This is a genomic window from Salmonella sp. SAL04213 (assembly GCF_046550535.1).
Taxonomy (GTDB): Bacteria; Pseudomonadota; Gammaproteobacteria; order Enterobacterales; family Enterobacteriaceae; genus Salmonella; species Salmonella enterica.
On record NZ_JBGDXS010000009.1, the window covers coordinates 1 to 16,495 of the forward strand.

The following is a 16,495-nucleotide window of genomic DNA, read 5'->3' on the forward strand; positions in this document are numbered from 1 at the left end:
GAAGTGAAACGCCGTAGCGCCGATGGTAGTGTGGGGTCTCCCCATGCGAGAGTAGGGAACTGCCAGGCATCAAATTAGAAGTATGGCATTAACTTTCGGGGCAGTTCACTACTCGACAGAGAGTAGGACAAAAGCGAAAGCTTTTGAACGTTGCGAAGCAACGGCCCGAAGGGTGAATCACGAAGTGATTCATAAACTGCCAGGCATCAAATTGCAGTAAACCGGGATGAAAATCCGGATTGTGACAAAGAAATTCGGTGGAGCGGTAGTTCAGTTGGTTAGAATACCTGCCTGTCACGCAGGGGGTCGCGGGTTCGAGTCCCGTCCGTTCCGCCACTTATTAAGAGCCCTGAGCATTAGCTCAGGGCTTTTTCTTTGCATGTCATTTAATTATTGCTCAATTCGCAAAAATCCTCTGCATTTCTCGCTCTTTTTCTGCAAAGCGCTGAAGGTCATAATCCCCTCAGTTAACGAACATAGTGATTAAAAAGAGGAATTCTATGACTATCCCTGCATTCGGTTTAGGTACTTTTCGCCTGAAAGACGACGTGGTTATCGCTTCTGTTAAAACGGCGCTTGAACTGGGCTACCGTGCTGTCGACACTGCGCAAATCTATGATAATGAAGCGGCTGTTGGACAGGCGATTGCTGAGAGCGGCGTACCGCGTAATGAGCTGTACATCACCACCAAGATCTGGATTGAAAACCTTAGCAAAGACAAGCTAATCCCAAGCCTGAAAGAGAGCCTGAAAAAACTGCGTACCGATTATGTCGATCTGACGCTGATCCACTGGCCATCTCCGGGTGATGCCGTGTCTGTCGAAGAATTTATGCAGGCATTGCTGGAAGCTAAAAAACAAGGGCTGACTCGCGAAATTGGCATTTCAAACTTCACCATTCCGTTGATGGAAAAGGCTATTGCCGCGGTGGGCGCAGACCATATAGCCACCAACCAGATTGAGCTATCTCCGTATCTGCAGAATCGTAAGGTGGTTGACTGGGCGAAAGCGCACGGTATCCACATCACCTCTTATATGACGCTGGCATACGGTAAAGCGCTGAAAGATGAAGTGATTGCACGCATTGCGGCTAAACATAATGCGACCCCGGCGCAGATTATTCTGGCATGGGCAATGGGTGAAGGTTACTCCGTGATCCCTTCATCCACCAGGCGTGAAAACCTGGCAAGCAACCTGCTGGCACTGGAACTGCATCTGGATGCCGAAGATAAAAATGCGATCGCGGCACTGGACCGCAACGATCGTCTGGTTAGCCCGGAAGGACTGGCTCCTGACTGGGATTAATTACCCGATCCTTTGTACCTTTAACCCTCTTTCACAGCTCCTGCGGGAGCTGTTCTTATATATTCGCTCAAAAAGTCGATAAATGCCCGAATGCGTGTGCTGACGGCGCGATCGCTGTAGTAAACGGCGCTGAAAGGCATTTCTACCGGCAGACGTTTATCGGCCAGCAGTTCCACCAGTTCTCCCCGTGCGATCTCTTTATCAATCATATAATCTGAAAGACATGCAATGCCGTTACCGTTCAGGCAAAGCTGTTTTAACGTTTCTCCGCTGTTGGAAGAAATCCCACATTCGATCTCATGGAGCTGCCCATCGCTACAGGCTATTGGCCAGGTATTGAGCGAGATGGGTTCAGAGAACCCCAGGCACAGATGCCGTTTTAACTCTTCAACGGTCTCTGGCTTGCCAAAACGGGCAATATAATCCGGTGAGGCGATAATCTTACGATAACTGGTAAATAACGGACGCGCGCGCAGACTTGAATCTGTCAACGTGCCTGCGCGTATCGCAACATCCACTTTTCGTTCAATAAGATTGATGAACGTTTCTGAGGAGACAAGAGACAACGTTATTTCCGGATACCGTTCACGAAAAGGTTTAATCAGCGGCATCAGGAAATGCAGCATTACCGGCGTTGCCGCATCAATACGCAGTAAGCCGCGCGGGGTATTACGCGACTCCATGATTTCCGTTTCTGCGGCGGCCATTTCTTGCAGTATCTGCTGCACGCGCCTGAAGTATCGCTCTCCTTCTTCAGTCAGGCTCAGCTGTCGGGTCGTACGATTAAGCAGACTGACGCCGAGCTTCATCTCCAGCTTTTTAACTGCCCGGCTGACAGCGGAATTGGCCTGTCCAAGCTGCTCTGCCGCCCGGCTGAAGCTGCCGCTTTCCACGACAGCGACAAAAATTGCGAGTTCTTCGGAGGTGGCTTTCATTTTTGCTCCTGAAGCAAAATTAAATTGATATTTTGGCTATTTTTGTCATTAAAACATCCAGGCATACTGCGTGTCATCTGATTACTGCTGTTATGGAGTTATGTATGCCTCTCGCTTTATTTGCACTGACTATAAGTGCTTTCGCTATCGGTACGACTGAGTTTGTGATTGTCGGCCTGGTGCCGACCATTGCTCAACAACTGGCTATCTCGTTACCTTCCGCCGGAATGCTGGTTTCAATCTATGCGCTGGGTGTGGCTATTGGCGCGCCGGTGCTAACCGCGCTGACCGGACGCCTGCCGCGTAAACAGTTACTGGTCGCGCTGATGGTCTTGTTTACGGCGGGGAATTTGCTGGCATGGCAGGCACCGGGCTATATGACATTAATCGTCGCCCGTCTGCTGACGGGCCTGGCGCACGGCGTGTTCTTCTCGATTGGATCTACCATCGCGACAAGTCTGGTGCCAAAAGAGAAAGCGGCTTCTGCGATCGCTATTATGTTTGGTGGTTTAACGGTAGCGCTGGTCACGGGCGTGCCGCTGGGAACATTTATCGGTCAGCATTTTGGCTGGCGTGAGACCTTCCTTGCGGTATCACTGTTAGGCGTGATTGCGCTGATGAGCAGTCAACTGCTGATCCCGACCAACATTCCCGGTCGGGCGGCCGCCAGCATTCGTGACCAGGTAAAAGTACTGACTCATCCTCGTCTGTTGCTGATTTACGCCGTTACGGCGCTGGGCTACGGCGGGGTATTCACGGCATTCACCTTCCTGGCGCCGATGATGCAGGATCTGGCGGGATTCTCCCCGGCAGCAGTAAGCTGGATCTTACTGGGGTATGGCGTATCAGTGGCTATCGGCAATATCTGGGGCGGTAAACTGGCAGATAAGCATGGTGCCGTGCCGGCGTTGAAATTCATTTTCGCCGCGCTGTTTGTTCTGCTTATGGTCTTCCAGGTGACGGCCTCCACGCAGTATGCCGCGCTGGCTACCATTCTGGTGATGGGGGTCTTTGCCTTCGGTAACGTACCGGGTTTGCAGGTCTACGTGGTACAGAAAGCGGAACAATTTACGCCCAATGCCGTTGATGTGGCGTCAGGTCTGAACATTGCGGCGTTTAACATTGGTATTGCGCTGGGCTCCGTGATTGGCGGGCAAACGGTGGCGCATTACGGTTTGGCGCAGACGCCGTGGATTGGCGCCCTCATTGTTCTGGTGGCTTTCCTGCTGATGGGTGTCAGCGGACGTCTTGATAAACCTGTACGCATTGCACTGGAGTAAATTATTGATGTAAGCGCCTACTTACAAAACAAACTGCAATTGTTCGTTGAAAGTGAGTGCTAAAATCCCTATAACAGAAGAACCAGTCCGGTTGAGGACTGGTTGACGTTACAGAGGTTTGAAAGTCAAAAGTGCGAAAAAATACCTATGCGATGCGCTATGTTGCCGGACAGCCCGCCGAGCGGATTTTGCCGCCAGGGTCGTTTGCGAGCATCGGCCAGGCATTGCCCGCCGGGGAACCGCTAAGCAGTGAAGAGCGGATCCGTATCCTCGTGTGGAATATATTCAAGCAGCAGCGAGCCGAATGGTTATCGGTGCTGAAGAACTACGGCAAAGATGCGCATCTGGTCCTGTTGCAGGAGGCACAGACGACGCCTGAACTGGTACAGTTTGCCACCGCTAACTATCTTGCCGCCGACCAGGTTCCCGCTTTTGTACTACCTCAGCATCCGTCTGGCGTCATGACGCTTTCTGCCTCCCATCCTGTTTACTGCTGCCCTTTACGGGAAAGAGAACCGATTTTACGTTTGGCGAAATCAGCCCTGGTGACGGTATATCCCTTGCCGGATACCCGTTTATTAATGGTAGTAAATGTTCATGCGGTAAATTTTAGTCTGGGCGTGGACGTGTACAGTAAGCAGTTACTTCCGATCGGCGACCAGATTGCGCACCATAGCGGCCCTGTCATTATGGCGGGGGATTTTAATGCCTGGAGCCGCCCACGTATGAATGCGTTGTACCGCTTTGCACGTGAGATGTCGCTGCGCCAGGTGCGTTTCACTGACGATCAGCGCCGTCGTGCGTTTGGACGACCGCTGGATTTTGTTTTTTATCGTGGTTTAAACGTGAATGAAGCCTCCGTACTGGTGACGCGCGCTTCCGATCACAATCCGCTACTCGTTGAATTCAGTCCCGGCAAACCTGAGCAATAAAGGTGCGTCAGGTCTGCCGTGGGGCAGGCCTCTGCGGGTGCTGCCCTCTATTTTTCTCATAACAGAAGGGCACTACCATGACAACGCATTCCCACCATGACAATGTTGAAAAGCAGTTTGGTTCACAGGCGAACGCCTATTTACATAGCGCCGTTCACGCATCGGGTCGTGACTTAGCGCGGCTGGCGCAAAGGTTGTCTGATTTTTCCCACGCGAACGTACTGGATATGGGATGTGGGGCTGGACACGCGAGTTTTGTCGCTGCGCAACATGCCAACTCGGTCGTGGCATACGATTTATCCGCCAGCATGCTTGAGGTTGTCGCTGGAGCGGCGGAAGAAAGACATTTAAGTAATATTACTCTCCGCCAAGGCTATGCCGAAAAACTGCCCTTTGAAGATGCATCGTTTGAGGTGGTGATTAGCCGCTATTCCGCGCATCACTGGCACGACGTTGGTCAGGCATTGCGTGAGGTTTATCGTGTATTAAAACCCGGCGGCGTGCTGATTATCATGGATGTCATGTCGCCTGGACATCCTGTACGCGATATCTGGCTGCAAACGGTGGAGGCGTTACGCGACACGTCGCATGTCCGTAACTATTCCAGTGGTGAATGGCTGGCGATGGTCAATAACGCGATGCTGGTAACGAATACCGTGATAACCGATCGTTTATCGCTGGAGTTTCGCTCATGGGTAACGCGGATGCGTACGCCAGCGCCGTTGGTTGAGGCGATTCGATTATATCAGGCGAGTGCCCCGGTAGAGGTGAAGCGTTATTTTGAGTTGCAGGATGACGGCTCGTTTAGCAGCGATACTATCATGCTGGAAGCGCATAAAGCGGTATAGCAATTTAAAAGGCGCCGGGGGAAGCGGCGCCTTTTGGCTTTTTCGTCGGACAATATCAGGAGTCTGGCGTGCTATTGTCCTTCACAAACAACGTAAGCTGATCGCCCGGTTGTAGATTATCCGTATCATGGTTCCAGCGCATCACATCTTTGATATTCACCCCGTGACGTCTGGCGATACTGGAAAGCGAATCGCCTTTACGGACACGATAGGTAATGCTATCGCTATTGTTTGCCAGTCGTTGCGCGCTGCTGCCAGCGCCTACGGTCAGGCTTTGCCCGATTTTCAGGCGCGAACCACGCAGGTTGTTCCACTGCTGCAAGTCCTTCGTGCTTACGCCAAGCCGCGAAGCAATACCGGAAAGCGTATCGCCAGAGCGCACCTTATAGCTACGGCTATTCAACGGAGTATTGTCGGCGATCAGTTGGGACTGAACGGCGTCAATCTCACCGGAAGCCAGCGACTCACGCAACTGCTCGGCATGCTTTTTGGGCACCATAACATATTGCGGACCGCTTACGCCTAAGGTAGACCCTTTTACACCGGCATTAAACGTCTTCAGCTTGCTGATAGACATGCCCGCCATATCCGCAACCTGGGCCATTTCAACTGGACTGTTTAAACGAACTCGTGCCAGCGCTCGGCTTTCATCTGTTGTTGGCAGACGTACGCCGTAGCGTTTGCTGTTTTTGAGAATTTCACTCAATGCCAGCATCTTAGGTACGTAGAGTTTCGTTTCCCTGGGCAAAGAAAGCGACCAGAAATCCGTCGGTTTTCCACGCGCTTTGTTTGCTTTAATTGCCCGCATAACACGGCCTTCGCCGCTGTTATACGCTGCAACGGTTAACAGCCAGTCGCCGTCAAACATTTTGTTCAGACGCTGCATCATGTCTAACGCGGCGGTCGTAGAGGCTACAACATCGCGACGCGCGTCATAATTACGGGTCTGCTTTAAACCATAATTGCGCCCTGTGCTCGGTATGATCTGCCAGATGCCTGCGGCATTGGCGCCAGACGTTGCGTGAGGATCAAAAGCGCTCTCCACTATGGGTAGTAGTACCAGCTCCATAGGCATGTTACGTTTCTTAACCTGCCCCGCTATCCAGTACATATACGGCTCTGCCCGTAAAGTTACATCGTGGAGATAGCTCTTATTGCGTAAATACTTCTGTTTCTGTTCGCGAATCCGGCTGTTTTCCGGAATTCCCATCTTTAGCTCGTCGCCAATGAAAGCCCACAAGTCCTGATCTGGCGCGATAGACGTTCCGTCGTCCATCCATCGTGCCTGACTCGTAAACTTTCCTGCTTCCCCTTGACCAGCTGCAGAAAGGCTCTGTGCGTGCTGTTGGACGTTGCCAGTGTTCTGAGACGTCTGGCACCCCACAAGCAGGACAGAGGCGAGTAATATCGCTTTTGCCTTCATGTGTGTGTCAATAGTTGCTTAAAAGACGACCGATCATAACGGCGAAGTTAGCGAATGACAAGTAAGAATTATCAGAACGTGTCTTTCTTTGACCTTAACCATGCAAAACGCGCTTCTGGTTGTTGCAATATTGTTTCTTTGTTGATTTCGTTAATTAAATCAATATCTTCAGTTCTTAAAAAAAGATTAATCTTACGCTCATTTTTAAGAATAACGGGTAATGTCATTTGTTTTTTTACACGTAACTCTTTAACTTTACGATAATATTCATTTATGAACGAATCGTGCGGAAGTATGCTCAATGCGAACTTAATGTTAGCTAAAGTGTATTCGTGAGCGCAGCAAATGAGCGTGTCGTCAGGCAGAGAATTAATTTTCATAAGTGACTGATACATCTGTGATGGCGTGCCTTCAAACAGTCGACCACAGCCGCCAGAAAACAGCGTGTCGCCGCAGAATAAGTAAGGGTGGCTAAAGTAACAGACGTGTCCTAACGTGTGGCCCGGCGTGGCAAAAAGAGTAAATTTCTCGCCTAAAACGCGAATAGTATCGCCATCGCCAACAAGATGGGTTGCTCCCTTGTCTTGCGTTTCCGCCGGTCCATAAACCGTCATTTGCGGGAAGTGTTGCAACAGCTCTTTGACTCCGCCAACATGGTCGTGATGGTGATGCGTCAGAAAAATCGCCTCCGGCATCCACTTATGTTCAGCAATGGCCTTTAAGACGGGGGCCGCTTCGCCGGGATCAACAATCACACAGCGGCCTTCATCATTGGTCAGCACCCAGATGTAATTGTCCTGAAACGCGGGAATACTGTTAAGATTCATATATTACCTCTCAAATAATTAGCGGAAGGTTGCGATGAAACCGGCAAGGCTCTCTCAAACTGTCGTTGCGCCCGGATGTTGGGGTGAGTTGCCCTGGGGCAATTACTACCGTGAGGCGCTGGAACAGCAGCTCAATCCGTGGTTTGCAAAAATGTATGGTTTCCATTTGCTTAAAATCGGTAATTTAAGCGCAGAAATCAATTCCGAAGCGTGCGCGGTCTCTCATCAGGTGAATGTTTCATCGCAGGGGTCGCCGATGCAAGTTCTGGCCGATCCGCTACACCTTCCTTTTGCAGATAAATCCGTCGATGTTTGTCTGCTGGCGCATACTTTGCCGTGGTGTACCGACCCGCACCGTTTATTGCGGGAAGCCGACCGCGTATTGATTGATGACGGTTGGCTGGTCATCAGTGGATTTAACCCGCTGAGTTTGATGGGGTTACGTAAACTGGTACCTGTTTTACGTAAAACACCGCCCTATAATAGTCGGATGTTTACCCTTATGCGGCAACTGGACTGGCTGTCTTTACTCAATTTTGAAGTGCTACATTATAGCCGTTTTCATGTCTTACCCTGGAAAAAGCAGGGGGGGCGGCTTTTAAATACGCATATCCCGGCGCTGGGCTGTTTACAGCTTATTGTGGCCCGTAAGCGGACCATCCCGCTTACGCTTAATCCGCTGCGACATAATAAAAGTAAAACCCCTATCCGCCAGACCGTTGGCGCCACCCGGCAATATCGCAAACCGGATGGCTAAGCCTCCGCCTGGTAGCCACTATCTTCCTGCGTGGGGTTCATTGCCGCGGCGCGCGCCAGTTCATCACAACGCTCGTTTTCGGGATGGCCTGCATGGCCTTTGACCCATACCCATTTGATCTGATGCTGACCTAACGCAGCATCGAGACGTTTCCACAGATCGACATTTTTTACGGGTTTCTTTTCCGCTGTTTTCCAGCCGCGTTTCTTCCAGTTATGAATCCATTGGGTAATTCCTTGCCGCACATATTGACTGTCGGTGCTCAATGTCACTTCGCAATGTTCTTTTAACGCTTCAAGCGCGACGATCGCCGCCATCAGTTCCATACGGTTATTGGTGGTCAGCGTGTAACCTTCACTAAACGTTTTTTCATGACCGCGATAGCGTAAGATAGCGCCATAACCACCAGGCCCTGGATTCCCCAGGCAAGAGCCATCGGTGAAAATTTCTACCTGTTTAAGCATCTCTGGTAGACTTCCTGTAATTGAAATCGATAACAAAACGCAAGTCTGACATAAATGACCGATATGAGCACTGCAATTACACGACAGATTGTCCTCGATACCGAAACCACCGGTATGAACCAGATAGGCGCGCACTATGAAGGTCACAAGATTATTGAGATCGGTGCGGTTGAGGTGATAAACCGTCGTCTGACCGGCAACAATTTTCATGTTTACCTGAAGCCGGATCGGCTGGTGGATCCGGAAGCGTTTGGCGTACACGGTATTGCCGATGAGTTTCTGCTGGATAAGCCGGTTTTTGCTGATGTGGTCGATGAGTTTCTTGATTATATCCGCGGTGCGGAGCTGGTCATCCATAACGCATCGTTCGATATCGGCTTTATGGATTATGAGTTTGGTCTGCTTAAACGCGATATTCCTAAAACCAATACTTTCTGCAAAGTTACCGATAGCCTGGCGTTGGCGCGGAAAATGTTCCCCGGCAAGCGTAACAGCCTTGATGCGCTGTGTTCGCGTTATGAGATAGATAATAGCAAACGTACTTTGCACGGCGCATTGCTCGATGCCCAGATCCTTGCCGAAGTGTATCTGGCGATGACGGGCGGACAAACGTCCATGACGTTTGCGATGGAAGGAGAGACGCAACGGCAGCAAGGTGAAGCGACCATTCAGCGAATCGTTCGCCAGGCCAGCCGGTTACGGGTCGTTTTTGCCTCTGAGGAAGAGCTGGCTGCGCATGAATCGCGGCTTGATCTGGTGCAGAAAAAGGGCGGAAGTTGCCTTTGGCGGGCGTAATTTATTCCTTTTTAGGCTATAAAAATCATCCTTCGGGCGATTTTTGCAGCAACTGATTCAAAAGGTGAGAAAAAGCGTTGACGGGCGACACCGCAAACCGTAATATTCGCCTCGTTCCCAGCAGGAACATCACGGAGCGGTAGTTCAGTTGGTTAGAATACCTGCCTGTCACGCAGGGGGTCGCGGGTTCGAGTCCCGTCCGTTCCGCCAGATACAAATCTCAGGGTGTTTTTATACATCCTGTGAAGTAAAAAAACCGTATCACTGTAAAAGGGATACGGTTTTTTTTCGTCTTCAAGAAGTTCCACCGCCTATCGTGGAATCTAACGCAAATGGGCCTACGCCTGGATGACGAACAGGATATTACCGCCCCTTCTTTCACTGTCATGGTTATTTTGTCCCACTGACATTTAAGGCGCGGCCTCATGGCGGTGCTTAACCGGGATCGGGACATGTTCAGCGCAGAAGCAGACTGCGTAATGTTGATGTCACTCAGATAATCACGGAGAACCGCCAGACATGCGCATCATCATTCCAGGGCATCCCACTTCTCCAGCAACTCCACCGGGATCTCATTGATCACCTCCGAGAACCGTTTTCCCACCAGTCTTTCAGCCTGGCGTAACAGTGGGATGGTCGGGCTACTGGGTTCACTGCTCTCAAACCAGCGACGAATGCACCGCAGGCGCTCCAGCGCATCATTACGATCGCGAATTGGCCCCGGTTCAGCATTGTGTGGGAGGGATATACCGGGTGGCGCGTTGACAGGCGGCACATCCTCTGCCCGTGCCGGAACGGCATTATCCATAACCGTGCCTGCGGGAGCTGGCACTGGCGCTGGCGACGGAGGGATTTCCGGTGTGGTTGTCTGTACCACGTCAGGCAGCAGCGCTAACAACTGCCGCAGGCGTGAAAAATCTGGAGCCAGATCGCCTAATGTCTCACGCGCCCACACTTGCAGGCGTTCTGCGCTTTCCTGCGCTTCGCGAAACGCCGCCAGCGGTAATGCCCCACGGGCTTCGAGGTCGGCCAGTTGCTGGCGGACAGATTCGGGGGCCAACGCATCAGCCGGGCGGGGAGCGGATAACGCGCGCTCGACATCCCGTACCTGCAGGCGCAGGGCGGCACTGTTTGACAGCGTGATACCGCGAATGTCTGCCATCACGCCTTCGTGATCCAGCAGCGCCGCCAGGGCATTACTGCGCGCCAGCGCCGCATCTTCAATAGACTCTGCGGATGCGTCTTCGCCGGTAAGCAGCTGCGGATGGAGTGCATCAGACCAGATTACGCTCAGTTCTGCCAGTTGCGTGAGCATTTCCGCCAGTCCCTGTGCGCCAGCCTGCTGGATGCGACTGCGCAGCAGCAGGATCAACACCCGGATATCCTTACTGCGCGTGAGCAGACGGCGCGCATCACGCTCAATTTCCGGCCAGTTCACGGCTTCCGGCGTACTGACAAAATCACCATATTGCGCCTCCGCCTGGGGGGCGGCGCGGCTGAACAGCAGCAGGTACTCCGGATCGTACTCCGGATCGGGGCCGCAGGGTTGTTCCGCGCTTACCGGTTTAGTCAGGGACATATCCATATCATTACTCTCAGTGGGTTAAGCCGTGTTCAGGTTCAAAAATCATGCCGGTCACCGGACGGTCATGCATGGCTTTACCTGCCCAGGCCGTCCAGCCAAGCCGCTGCGCGCCGCCGATCACCGCAGGCGGTGCGGCATGAGGCTTCAACTGCAGCTCAATTTCCCAGCAATATTCAAAACCGATGAACGTACGCACCAGTTCTGTCAGCACGGGCAGATTGTTGCCGCCGGGCAGAAAACGCAGGTAATCCTCCAGCGTGAGCGGGCCGATAATTAGCCGGAATTTGTACTGCATATCCGGTACGGCCTGGCCGATAAGCGCCCCGTTGCCCAGCACCGAAGACTGCGCAGGCGTGCCCAGACGGGTGATTTCATCGTTCGCCACCGTTATCCAGTGCAGGGCGAACTCTTTCACCGCAAAAGGTACGCTGAAATAGTGCGCCAGCGTGGCGGCCAGCCCGTCAGGATTGCGCGATTCGCGTACCAGATGGGCGGAGGCTGCCAGGCGAACATGATCTGACAGCGGGCTTTCGGCGCTTTCCCGTAGATCCTGCCCGCTGAGACTGGCGATATAAAACGCAAAACGGTCGTGTTCCGGTTTGTCCAGCCCGCCACCAGCGGACTGGGCGCTGCGCCATGCCTGCCAGAACTGCGTCAGCCAGCGGTGGTGAAAAATATTGGAAAAATGAACCAGCGTCGGATCGTGACGACTCTCTGAGCGGTTCAGTGCCAGCTCGGTATAGTGCAGCGGCAACGGGCCGTTTGGCCCCCATAGTCCGAGGCTGTACAGGCTCAGGTGCAGGCGTCCATCCTGCCAGCTGACCTGGGCGATTTCCCGTGGCGCAAAGGTCATCGTCGGCGTCTGTCCCAGACGGAATTTTTCCATCCGTGGCTGCCAGATACTGCCTGCCGGAGTATCACAGAGCTGGGCATCCACGCGCCGCATCAGGTTCAGGAATCCGTAACGCCAGGGGGTTTTCTGCGCCTGGTCGAGAGCGCCGGTCATACGCTCCCCCGTTGCCCGGTTCTGACCGGCCAGGTCATGACATGCCCGCGTTGCATCGAGTGCAGCGTCATCTGCGAGAAGGTATTAATGGAAACATGGCGGGCAATATAGTGTTCCAGCACCAGACCGAACAGGTAAGGACTGATACCGGAAAATCCTTCTTCGTCCACGGTCAGTTCGCAACTGACGCCCCGGCCATAAACCAACAGGCCGGAGCCGGGCAGGCGGCGGGTCACTGGGGTGGTTTTGCAGCCAATCAGGCTGCGCACCTGGCGCGACTGCGGGCTGTCGTGAGCCGGGATAAACAGGTTCAGCAGATCGCGCAGCGCCTGGCCGCCGGTGCGGTGATCCAGATCGGCCAGCGGCAGATAATTAAACGACAACTGCCGGATCAGCCGCCAGGCCATTTCGCGTTCAGCCAGCGGCGGCTGCGGCGGGCGCGGCGGTCTGATAAGACCCACGCCCGCCACCGGAATCGCCGCATCTACGGTCAGATCATCCCGGCCATTACGTGGAATAAGGCAGGGCAGATCGCGGTTAGTCACCATTGCCGTGACGGTGATATGGCGCAGATTTTCCGGGTAGGGCGCTTCATGCTGATCAACCAGCGACAGGAAGACTTCCGAGCCGGTATAGGGGGTTCGGGTGCCATAGCGGCGGGCGTTTTCTGACGAGCGGCGCGGCTCACGACGCAGTGAAAAATAACGCCCGTGGTTGCCTTCGTCATTATTACGGGTGTGATACAGCGGACGAAAAATCATCTTCCGTGTGGTTTCCGCTTCCAGGCCTTCGACTTCCTGAACAGAAAACACCTCGTAATCCAGCGGACGGGTACGATCCACCACCAGATGCTGTTCCGTCACGCTGTGAGTAACTTCAATCCGGGTGGTGGTGCGGGGAAACAGGTTGATCACCGGCGTACAGAACAGGCTGAACTGTGCAGCGTCCGTCTGATGAATCAGCCAGTCCGGCGGCAGGCGGTTAAGCAGTATGACAATTTCCGCCACATTGCCCTGCACCTTTTGTAACCCGGCAGACAATCCGGTCGGGGTGAAGAAGTAAAACCGTTCCGGACAGGCGAAAAATTCATGCAGCAGATTATGGCCGTGAAACACGTTCCAGGCGAGCGGCAGCAGCCCCTGCCCTGGCTCCAGCCCTTCGTGCGCCACCGGGTGTTGAAGATTCACATTCAGTTCGCCGTCAAAGTGACCGGGTTCACCGGCCAGTGTGGCGACGGCGCTGGTATGCAGCAGCTCAAACAGGTGTGATGCAATGCGTTCTTCGCCGCAGAGGTAAAAGGGCAGCCGTGCCGGACCGGCCAGCTCGCTGAAAGTCAGTTCCCCGAAGGTTCGCAGGGTGATGCGCAATGCCCCGGCGACATGAATATTAGGCGGCAGATAGCGGTGCAGGGCGGGCATATCCGGCGGCGCGGCGGTCAGGCGTACCTCCTCGATGGACAGCGGCCACAGCGTGACGTCCTGGCTGCTGCGAAACTGGCAGGCGGTATTTTCGCCTTCCGGGATGGGGGAAACGAACGCGGTATCGCGCGGCACGGTGACCCCTTTCGCCAGGTCGCCTTCCTGCGTATCGGGATACAGCTTTACCACTGCCATCGATGGCGTGGGGGTGACGTAATTGGGGCTGACGACTTCCAGTAACCGCTGTGTGAAGCGGGGAAACTCGGCGTCAATTTTTAGCTGAGTGCGGGCGCTCAGAAAGCTGAACGCCTCGATCATGCGTTCCACATACGGGTCGGCAATATCGGTTCCCTGCATCCCCAGCCGGGCGGCAATTTTGGGATGGAGGGTGGCGAACTCAGCACCGGTCTCCCGCAGGTAGCTCAGTTCGCGGTTGTAATACTCCAGTAGCCGTGGATCCATGAATAATGCCCTGTATTAAAAGAACGTAATGCGGCTCAGCTCCATATCCAGCGCGCTGCGTACCAGAAACTCCGTGGGATACGGCTGCGTCAGAATTTGTCCGCGAATTTCAAACTGTAGCGTGTTATAGCTACCCTGCCGGGTTTTATCGAGCAAGGGCGTGACCCTGAGTGTGGCGGCGTTCAGCCGGGGTTCGAAACGGATAATGGCGCGCCGGATCGCCTCGCTGATATCGTCCCACTTATGCTCATACATAAAGCTGCCCGCCAGCGGCGGCAGGCCATAGTTGAGCACTGACGCCGCCGCCTGCGGATAGCGCCGGGCGTCGATGTCACCTTCGTGGCTAATGGTATTGAGCAAAAAGGAGAGATCCCGACGAATGATCTCCTTCAGTTGTACCGGCGTGACGCTGATATCCCGGTCAATTTTCTGATACGGAGCATTGTCACACAGCCGATCAAATAGGGTGGGCAGCAGGTGGTTAGCGGGTGTAAAACGAGACGTGCTCATGCGCCATCGTTTTCCTGAGCATGAAAGGTACAATGGGCCATGTCCAGCAGGCTGATATCGCCGTGGCTGGTCAGCCACACTTTCTGCCCCAGCGCCCGCACGGTGGTTTCGCCGGGGCCGTCCTGCCAGGCGGTTTCCCGGCACAGACGCAGGGCGTCAGATGCACTTTCCGAACCGCTGTAACGGGTAAAGAGCCAGGCGCCGTGCGTATCGCCATTCATCAGGGTAATATTAATGGGTTTCCACAGCAGATCGGTCAGGCGCGTCGGTTGCGGCGATTCCAGCGAGCGTATTTGCGAAAACGGTAGCCAGATATACACGCCGCCGGTGACCAGCTCAAGTACCGGGCCAAGGCGGGAATCGCTGTCGCTCGCCCAGTCAAATGCGCCGCCGTTCCACTGCCCGCCCGTGTCTGTTATGGCTTCCAGTGCGGTATTACGGTGTTTATCAACCTCACCGGTATCGTCATGACAGGCGAGTGCCGCCAGCAGTGACTCCACCCAAACGGGCTGCGGCAGAAGAAAACCTGGTCGTTGTTCACCCTGAAAAACGGTGTGGCGGAACATTTCGCAGCGAACCAGCTCCCGGTACAGCCGGGCCTCCTGGGTATAATTGGCCTCCATCCTGGCACATAGCTGAAGCTGGTGTAGCGCCCGCGACCAGTCTCCGGCCACACACAGCAACTGAAACAGGCTGTGGCGGCAGAGCGCCTTCGCCGGATTTTCCCGAACCTGCTGCTCCGCCATCTGAATCCCCTCCGCAATAGAGTATTCCTGTAGCAGCGCGGACAGGGTAGCAGGAAGCGTGTCAGTTTTTTTCATGGGCGGTATTTCCATTTTTCTGTGTCGGAGTGATTCGGTAGTGGCTATCGATGCCAATAATACGATGCTCACGGCGGGTCAGATCGGGCAGTATCTCGCTATGTGCGGTTTTCCCCGCCAGTTCCGGCGAGAGCAGTTGCAGGATATCGGGCATTGATTCCATCGCCAGCCAGTGCATTTCACCCTCACCGGTCGTGTCCAGCGTATCCAGAATGGCATCAATACCGGGCGCGCCTGCCACCATATCCTGTAACGTGTCGGTGTCGCCCTTTTTATCGTATAACGACGTCAAATCCTGGGTGACAGCGTCTTCATTTCGGGGAAACGGTTTAGCACGGAGGGGCTTTTCCTGCCCGGAGGGCCGCAATGCCTGCTGATATTCCTGGTAAAGCTGGTGTAGCGTGCTATCCGCTTCATGGCCGGTGTAAGAGGATGCGGTTTCCCGGACGGGAATAATATCGAACGGGTTCTGCGGATTGAGCTGTTGTTGTTTAAACCAGTCCAGATCCAGGTACTCAGCAACGGATTCAGATGACTGAACCAACTGAGGAAACGAAACATCGGGACGGGACTCATCATTGGTGCGGGCAAGGCACCAGGATGACAGACCCCATTCAATCGTATCTCCATCATTCAGCCGCATACGGTGATGAGGTTCCATCACCTGCTCATTGACGGCACAGCACAGTTCATCAGAGTGATTAACAATCCACCACGCCTCTTCGTGGCGAACAAGACTGAGCGCGATATCGTCTTTCCCATGTTGCTCAAAAAGCGGAATGTAGGGGGCGGCGGCAGTAAATACGATGTATGTCCCTGCGGGATACTGTGCGTTATCCGTTATACCCTGCGACTGTATTTTCCGTAATTCCCACATGTCTTGTTTCATTATGTCCCTTAAATGTATTTATTTTTCTGGAGGAAACGTTTAGGGAGTTTTAATTCATAAATAATTTTAACTAAATTCATAGGGAGTCATTATTGATGACACCCTTTTTATTATTTTCGTCGTGAATGCATTGTTGTATGCATAGATGTCTTTTTTGAAATATTATTTCTTTTAATTCTGCAATTGCGATTTTTATCTTGCTGTTCATTGATTATTTAATATTAACGGCTTAGTTGCTA

General features: G+C 53.4%; 16 protein-coding genes and 2 tRNA genes. 8 read left to right on the forward strand and 10 right to left on the reverse strand.

Annotation, left to right across the window (positions count from 1 at the left end):
* The first annotated feature begins 259 nt into the window (after positions 1 to 259).
* Together ACLJPQ_RS18595 and dkgB are read left to right on the forward strand one after the other, a co-directional pair.
* Positions 260 to 336, forward strand: a tRNA-Asp gene (locus ACLJPQ_RS18595).
* Between the two features lie 164 nt (positions 337 to 500).
* Entirely contained in the window at positions 501 to 1,304 is an 804-nt protein-coding gene (gene dkgB, locus ACLJPQ_RS18600; protein WP_080185185.1) for a 2,5-didehydrogluconate reductase DkgB, read from the forward strand.
* Between the two features lie 20 nt (positions 1,305 to 1,324).
* On the opposite strand, the gene yafC is transcribed toward dkgB, so the two are convergent.
* Positions 1,325 to 2,239 (reverse strand): DNA-binding transcriptional regulator YafC, encoded by a 915-nt coding sequence (yafC, locus tag ACLJPQ_RS18605; protein ID WP_001647892.1) that lies wholly within the window; start codon positions 2,237 to 2,239, stop codon positions 1,325 to 1,327.
* Between the two features lie 104 nt (positions 2,240 to 2,343).
* Here yafC and ACLJPQ_RS18610 point away from each other — a divergent pair, with 104 nt between their 5' ends.
* The 3 genes from ACLJPQ_RS18610 (at position 2,344) to ACLJPQ_RS18620 (ending at position 5,299) form a co-directional block, all read left to right on the forward strand.
* Entirely contained in the window at positions 2,344 to 3,519 is a 1,176-nt protein-coding gene (locus ACLJPQ_RS18610; RefSeq protein ID WP_080185184.1) for an MFS transporter, read from the forward strand.
* A 131-nt stretch (positions 3,520 to 3,650) separates the two neighbouring features.
* Entirely contained in the window at positions 3,651 to 4,451 is an 801-nt protein-coding gene (locus ACLJPQ_RS18615) for an endonuclease/exonuclease/phosphatase family protein (RefSeq protein ID WP_138010027.1), read from the forward strand.
* Between the two features lie 77 nt (positions 4,452 to 4,528).
* The gene (locus tag ACLJPQ_RS18620; protein WP_000207236.1) at positions 4,529 to 5,299 is read left to right on the forward strand and encodes a class I SAM-dependent methyltransferase; all 771 of its coding nucleotides are present in this window, start codon (positions 4,529 to 4,531) and stop codon (positions 5,297 to 5,299) included.
* A 55-nt stretch (positions 5,300 to 5,354) separates the two neighbouring features.
* On the opposite strand, the gene mltD is transcribed toward ACLJPQ_RS18620, so the two are convergent.
* Positions 5,355 to 6,722 carry a murein transglycosylase D gene (gene mltD / locus ACLJPQ_RS18625; RefSeq protein ID WP_000644706.1) on the reverse strand — a complete coding sequence of 456 codons (1,368 nt, stop codon included), beginning with the start codon at positions 6,720 to 6,722 and terminating at the stop codon, positions 5,355 to 5,357.
* 71 nt (positions 6,723 to 6,793) lie between these two features.
* On the reverse strand, positions 6,794 to 7,549 hold the full coding sequence (gloB, locus tag ACLJPQ_RS18630; protein WP_001052773.1) for a hydroxyacylglutathione hydrolase: 756 nt from the start codon (positions 7,547 to 7,549) through the stop codon (positions 6,794 to 6,796).
* A 34-nt stretch (positions 7,550 to 7,583) separates the two neighbouring features.
* Between gloB and ACLJPQ_RS18635 the strand changes: the two genes are divergently transcribed.
* On the forward strand, positions 7,584 to 8,306 hold the full coding sequence (locus tag ACLJPQ_RS18635) for a class I SAM-dependent methyltransferase (RefSeq protein ID WP_000801238.1): 723 nt from the start codon (positions 7,584 to 7,586) through the stop codon (positions 8,304 to 8,306).
* On the opposite strand, the gene rnhA is transcribed toward ACLJPQ_RS18635, so the two are convergent.
* Positions 8,303 to 8,770 carry a ribonuclease HI gene (rnhA, locus tag ACLJPQ_RS18640; RefSeq protein WP_000917872.1) on the reverse strand — a complete coding sequence of 156 codons (468 nt, stop codon included), beginning with the start codon at positions 8,768 to 8,770 and terminating at the stop codon, positions 8,303 to 8,305. The two genes, ACLJPQ_RS18635 and rnhA, sit on opposite strands and share 4 nt — an antisense overlap.
* 63 nt (positions 8,771 to 8,833) lie before the next feature.
* Between rnhA and dnaQ the strand changes: the two genes are divergently transcribed.
* Both dnaQ and ACLJPQ_RS18650 read left to right on the forward strand, forming a co-directional pair.
* Positions 8,834 to 9,565 (forward strand): DNA polymerase III subunit epsilon, encoded by a 732-nt coding sequence (dnaQ, locus tag ACLJPQ_RS18645; protein ID WP_001670675.1) that lies wholly within the window; start codon positions 8,834 to 8,836, stop codon positions 9,563 to 9,565.
* Between the two features lie 133 nt (positions 9,566 to 9,698).
* Positions 9,699 to 9,775 (forward strand) — tRNA-Asp (locus tag ACLJPQ_RS18650).
* A gap of 319 nt (positions 9,776 to 10,094) precedes the next feature.
* On the opposite strand, the gene ACLJPQ_RS18655 is transcribed toward ACLJPQ_RS18650, so the two are convergent.
* From ACLJPQ_RS18655 to tagK, 6 genes are read right to left on the reverse strand one after another with little or no spacing between them, the layout of a single operon-like run.
* Positions 10,095 to 11,150, reverse strand: a complete 1,056-nt coding sequence (locus ACLJPQ_RS18655; protein ID WP_080185183.1) for an ImpA family type VI secretion system protein — start codon at positions 11,148 to 11,150, stop codon at positions 10,095 to 10,097.
* Positions 11,151 to 11,160: 10 nt separating this feature from the next.
* Complete coding sequence (gene tssG / locus ACLJPQ_RS18660) at positions 11,161 to 12,156, reverse strand: type VI secretion system baseplate subunit TssG (protein ID WP_000145239.1); 996 nt, start codon at positions 12,154 to 12,156, stop codon at positions 11,161 to 11,163.
* Positions 12,153 to 14,036 carry a type VI secretion system baseplate subunit TssF gene (gene tssF, locus ACLJPQ_RS18665; protein ID WP_000371508.1) on the reverse strand — a complete coding sequence of 628 codons (1,884 nt, stop codon included), beginning with the start codon at positions 14,034 to 14,036 and terminating at the stop codon, positions 12,153 to 12,155. The genes tssG and tssF overlap by 4 nt, the downstream gene beginning before the upstream one ends.
* Before the next feature lie 15 nt (positions 14,037 to 14,051).
* Complete coding sequence (gene tssE / locus ACLJPQ_RS18670) at positions 14,052 to 14,546, reverse strand: type VI secretion system baseplate subunit TssE (protein ID WP_000108007.1); 495 nt, start codon at positions 14,544 to 14,546, stop codon at positions 14,052 to 14,054.
* On the reverse strand, positions 14,543 to 15,367 hold the full coding sequence (locus tag ACLJPQ_RS18675; RefSeq protein ID WP_000750546.1) for a type VI secretion system accessory protein TagJ: 825 nt from the start codon (positions 15,365 to 15,367) through the stop codon (positions 14,543 to 14,545). Before ACLJPQ_RS18675 ends, tssE begins: the two co-directional genes overlap by 4 nt.
* On the reverse strand, positions 15,354 to 16,256 hold the full coding sequence (tagK, locus tag ACLJPQ_RS18680; protein WP_000806680.1) for a type VI secretion system-associated protein TagK: 903 nt from the start codon (positions 16,254 to 16,256) through the stop codon (positions 15,354 to 15,356). Before tagK ends, ACLJPQ_RS18675 begins: the two co-directional genes overlap by 14 nt.
* Positions 16,257 to 16,495 lie beyond the last annotated feature (239 nt).

Bases quoted from the DNA above. Each gene is read 5' to 3' on its own strand.
- tagK (WP_000806680.1), bottom strand. From the start codon at position 16,256: ATGAAACAAGACATGTGGGAATTACGGAAAATACAGTCGCAGGGTATA.
- ACLJPQ_RS18655 (WP_080185183.1), bottom strand. From the start codon at position 11,150: ATGGATATGTCCCTGACTAAACCGGTAAGCGCGGAACAACCCTGCGGC.
- gloB (WP_001052773.1), bottom strand. From the start codon at position 7,549: ATGAATCTTAACAGTATTCCCGCGTTTCAGGACAATTACATCTGGGTG.
- ACLJPQ_RS18610 (WP_080185184.1), top strand. From the start codon at position 2,344: ATGCCTCTCGCTTTATTTGCACTGACTATAAGTGCTTTCGCTATCGGT.
- tssG (WP_000145239.1), bottom strand. From the start codon at position 12,156: ATGACCGGCGCTCTCGACCAGGCGCAGAAAACCCCCTGGCGTTACGGA.
- mltD (WP_000644706.1), bottom strand. From the start codon at position 6,722: ATGAAGGCAAAAGCGATATTACTCGCCTCTGTCCTGCTTGTGGGGTGC.
- dkgB (WP_080185185.1), top strand. From the start codon at position 501: ATGACTATCCCTGCATTCGGTTTAGGTACTTTTCGCCTGAAAGACGAC.
- tssF (WP_000371508.1), bottom strand. From the start codon at position 14,036: ATGGATCCACGGCTACTGGAGTATTACAACCGCGAACTGAGCTACCTG.
- yafC (WP_001647892.1), bottom strand. From the start codon at position 2,239: ATGAAAGCCACCTCCGAAGAACTCGCAATTTTTGTCGCTGTCGTGGAA.
- dnaQ (WP_001670675.1), top strand. From the start codon at position 8,834: ATGAGCACTGCAATTACACGACAGATTGTCCTCGATACCGAAACCACC.
- tssE (WP_000108007.1), bottom strand. From the start codon at position 14,546: ATGAGCACGTCTCGTTTTACACCCGCTAACCACCTGCTGCCCACCCTA.
- ACLJPQ_RS18635 (WP_000801238.1), top strand. From the start codon at position 7,584: ATGAAACCGGCAAGGCTCTCTCAAACTGTCGTTGCGCCCGGATGTTGG.
- ACLJPQ_RS18620 (WP_000207236.1), top strand. From the start codon at position 4,529: ATGACAACGCATTCCCACCATGACAATGTTGAAAAGCAGTTTGGTTCA.
- rnhA (WP_000917872.1), bottom strand. From the start codon at position 8,770: ATGCTTAAACAGGTAGAAATTTTCACCGATGGCTCTTGCCTGGGGAAT.
- ACLJPQ_RS18675 (WP_000750546.1), bottom strand. From the start codon at position 15,367: ATGAAAAAAACTGACACGCTTCCTGCTACCCTGTCCGCGCTGCTACAG.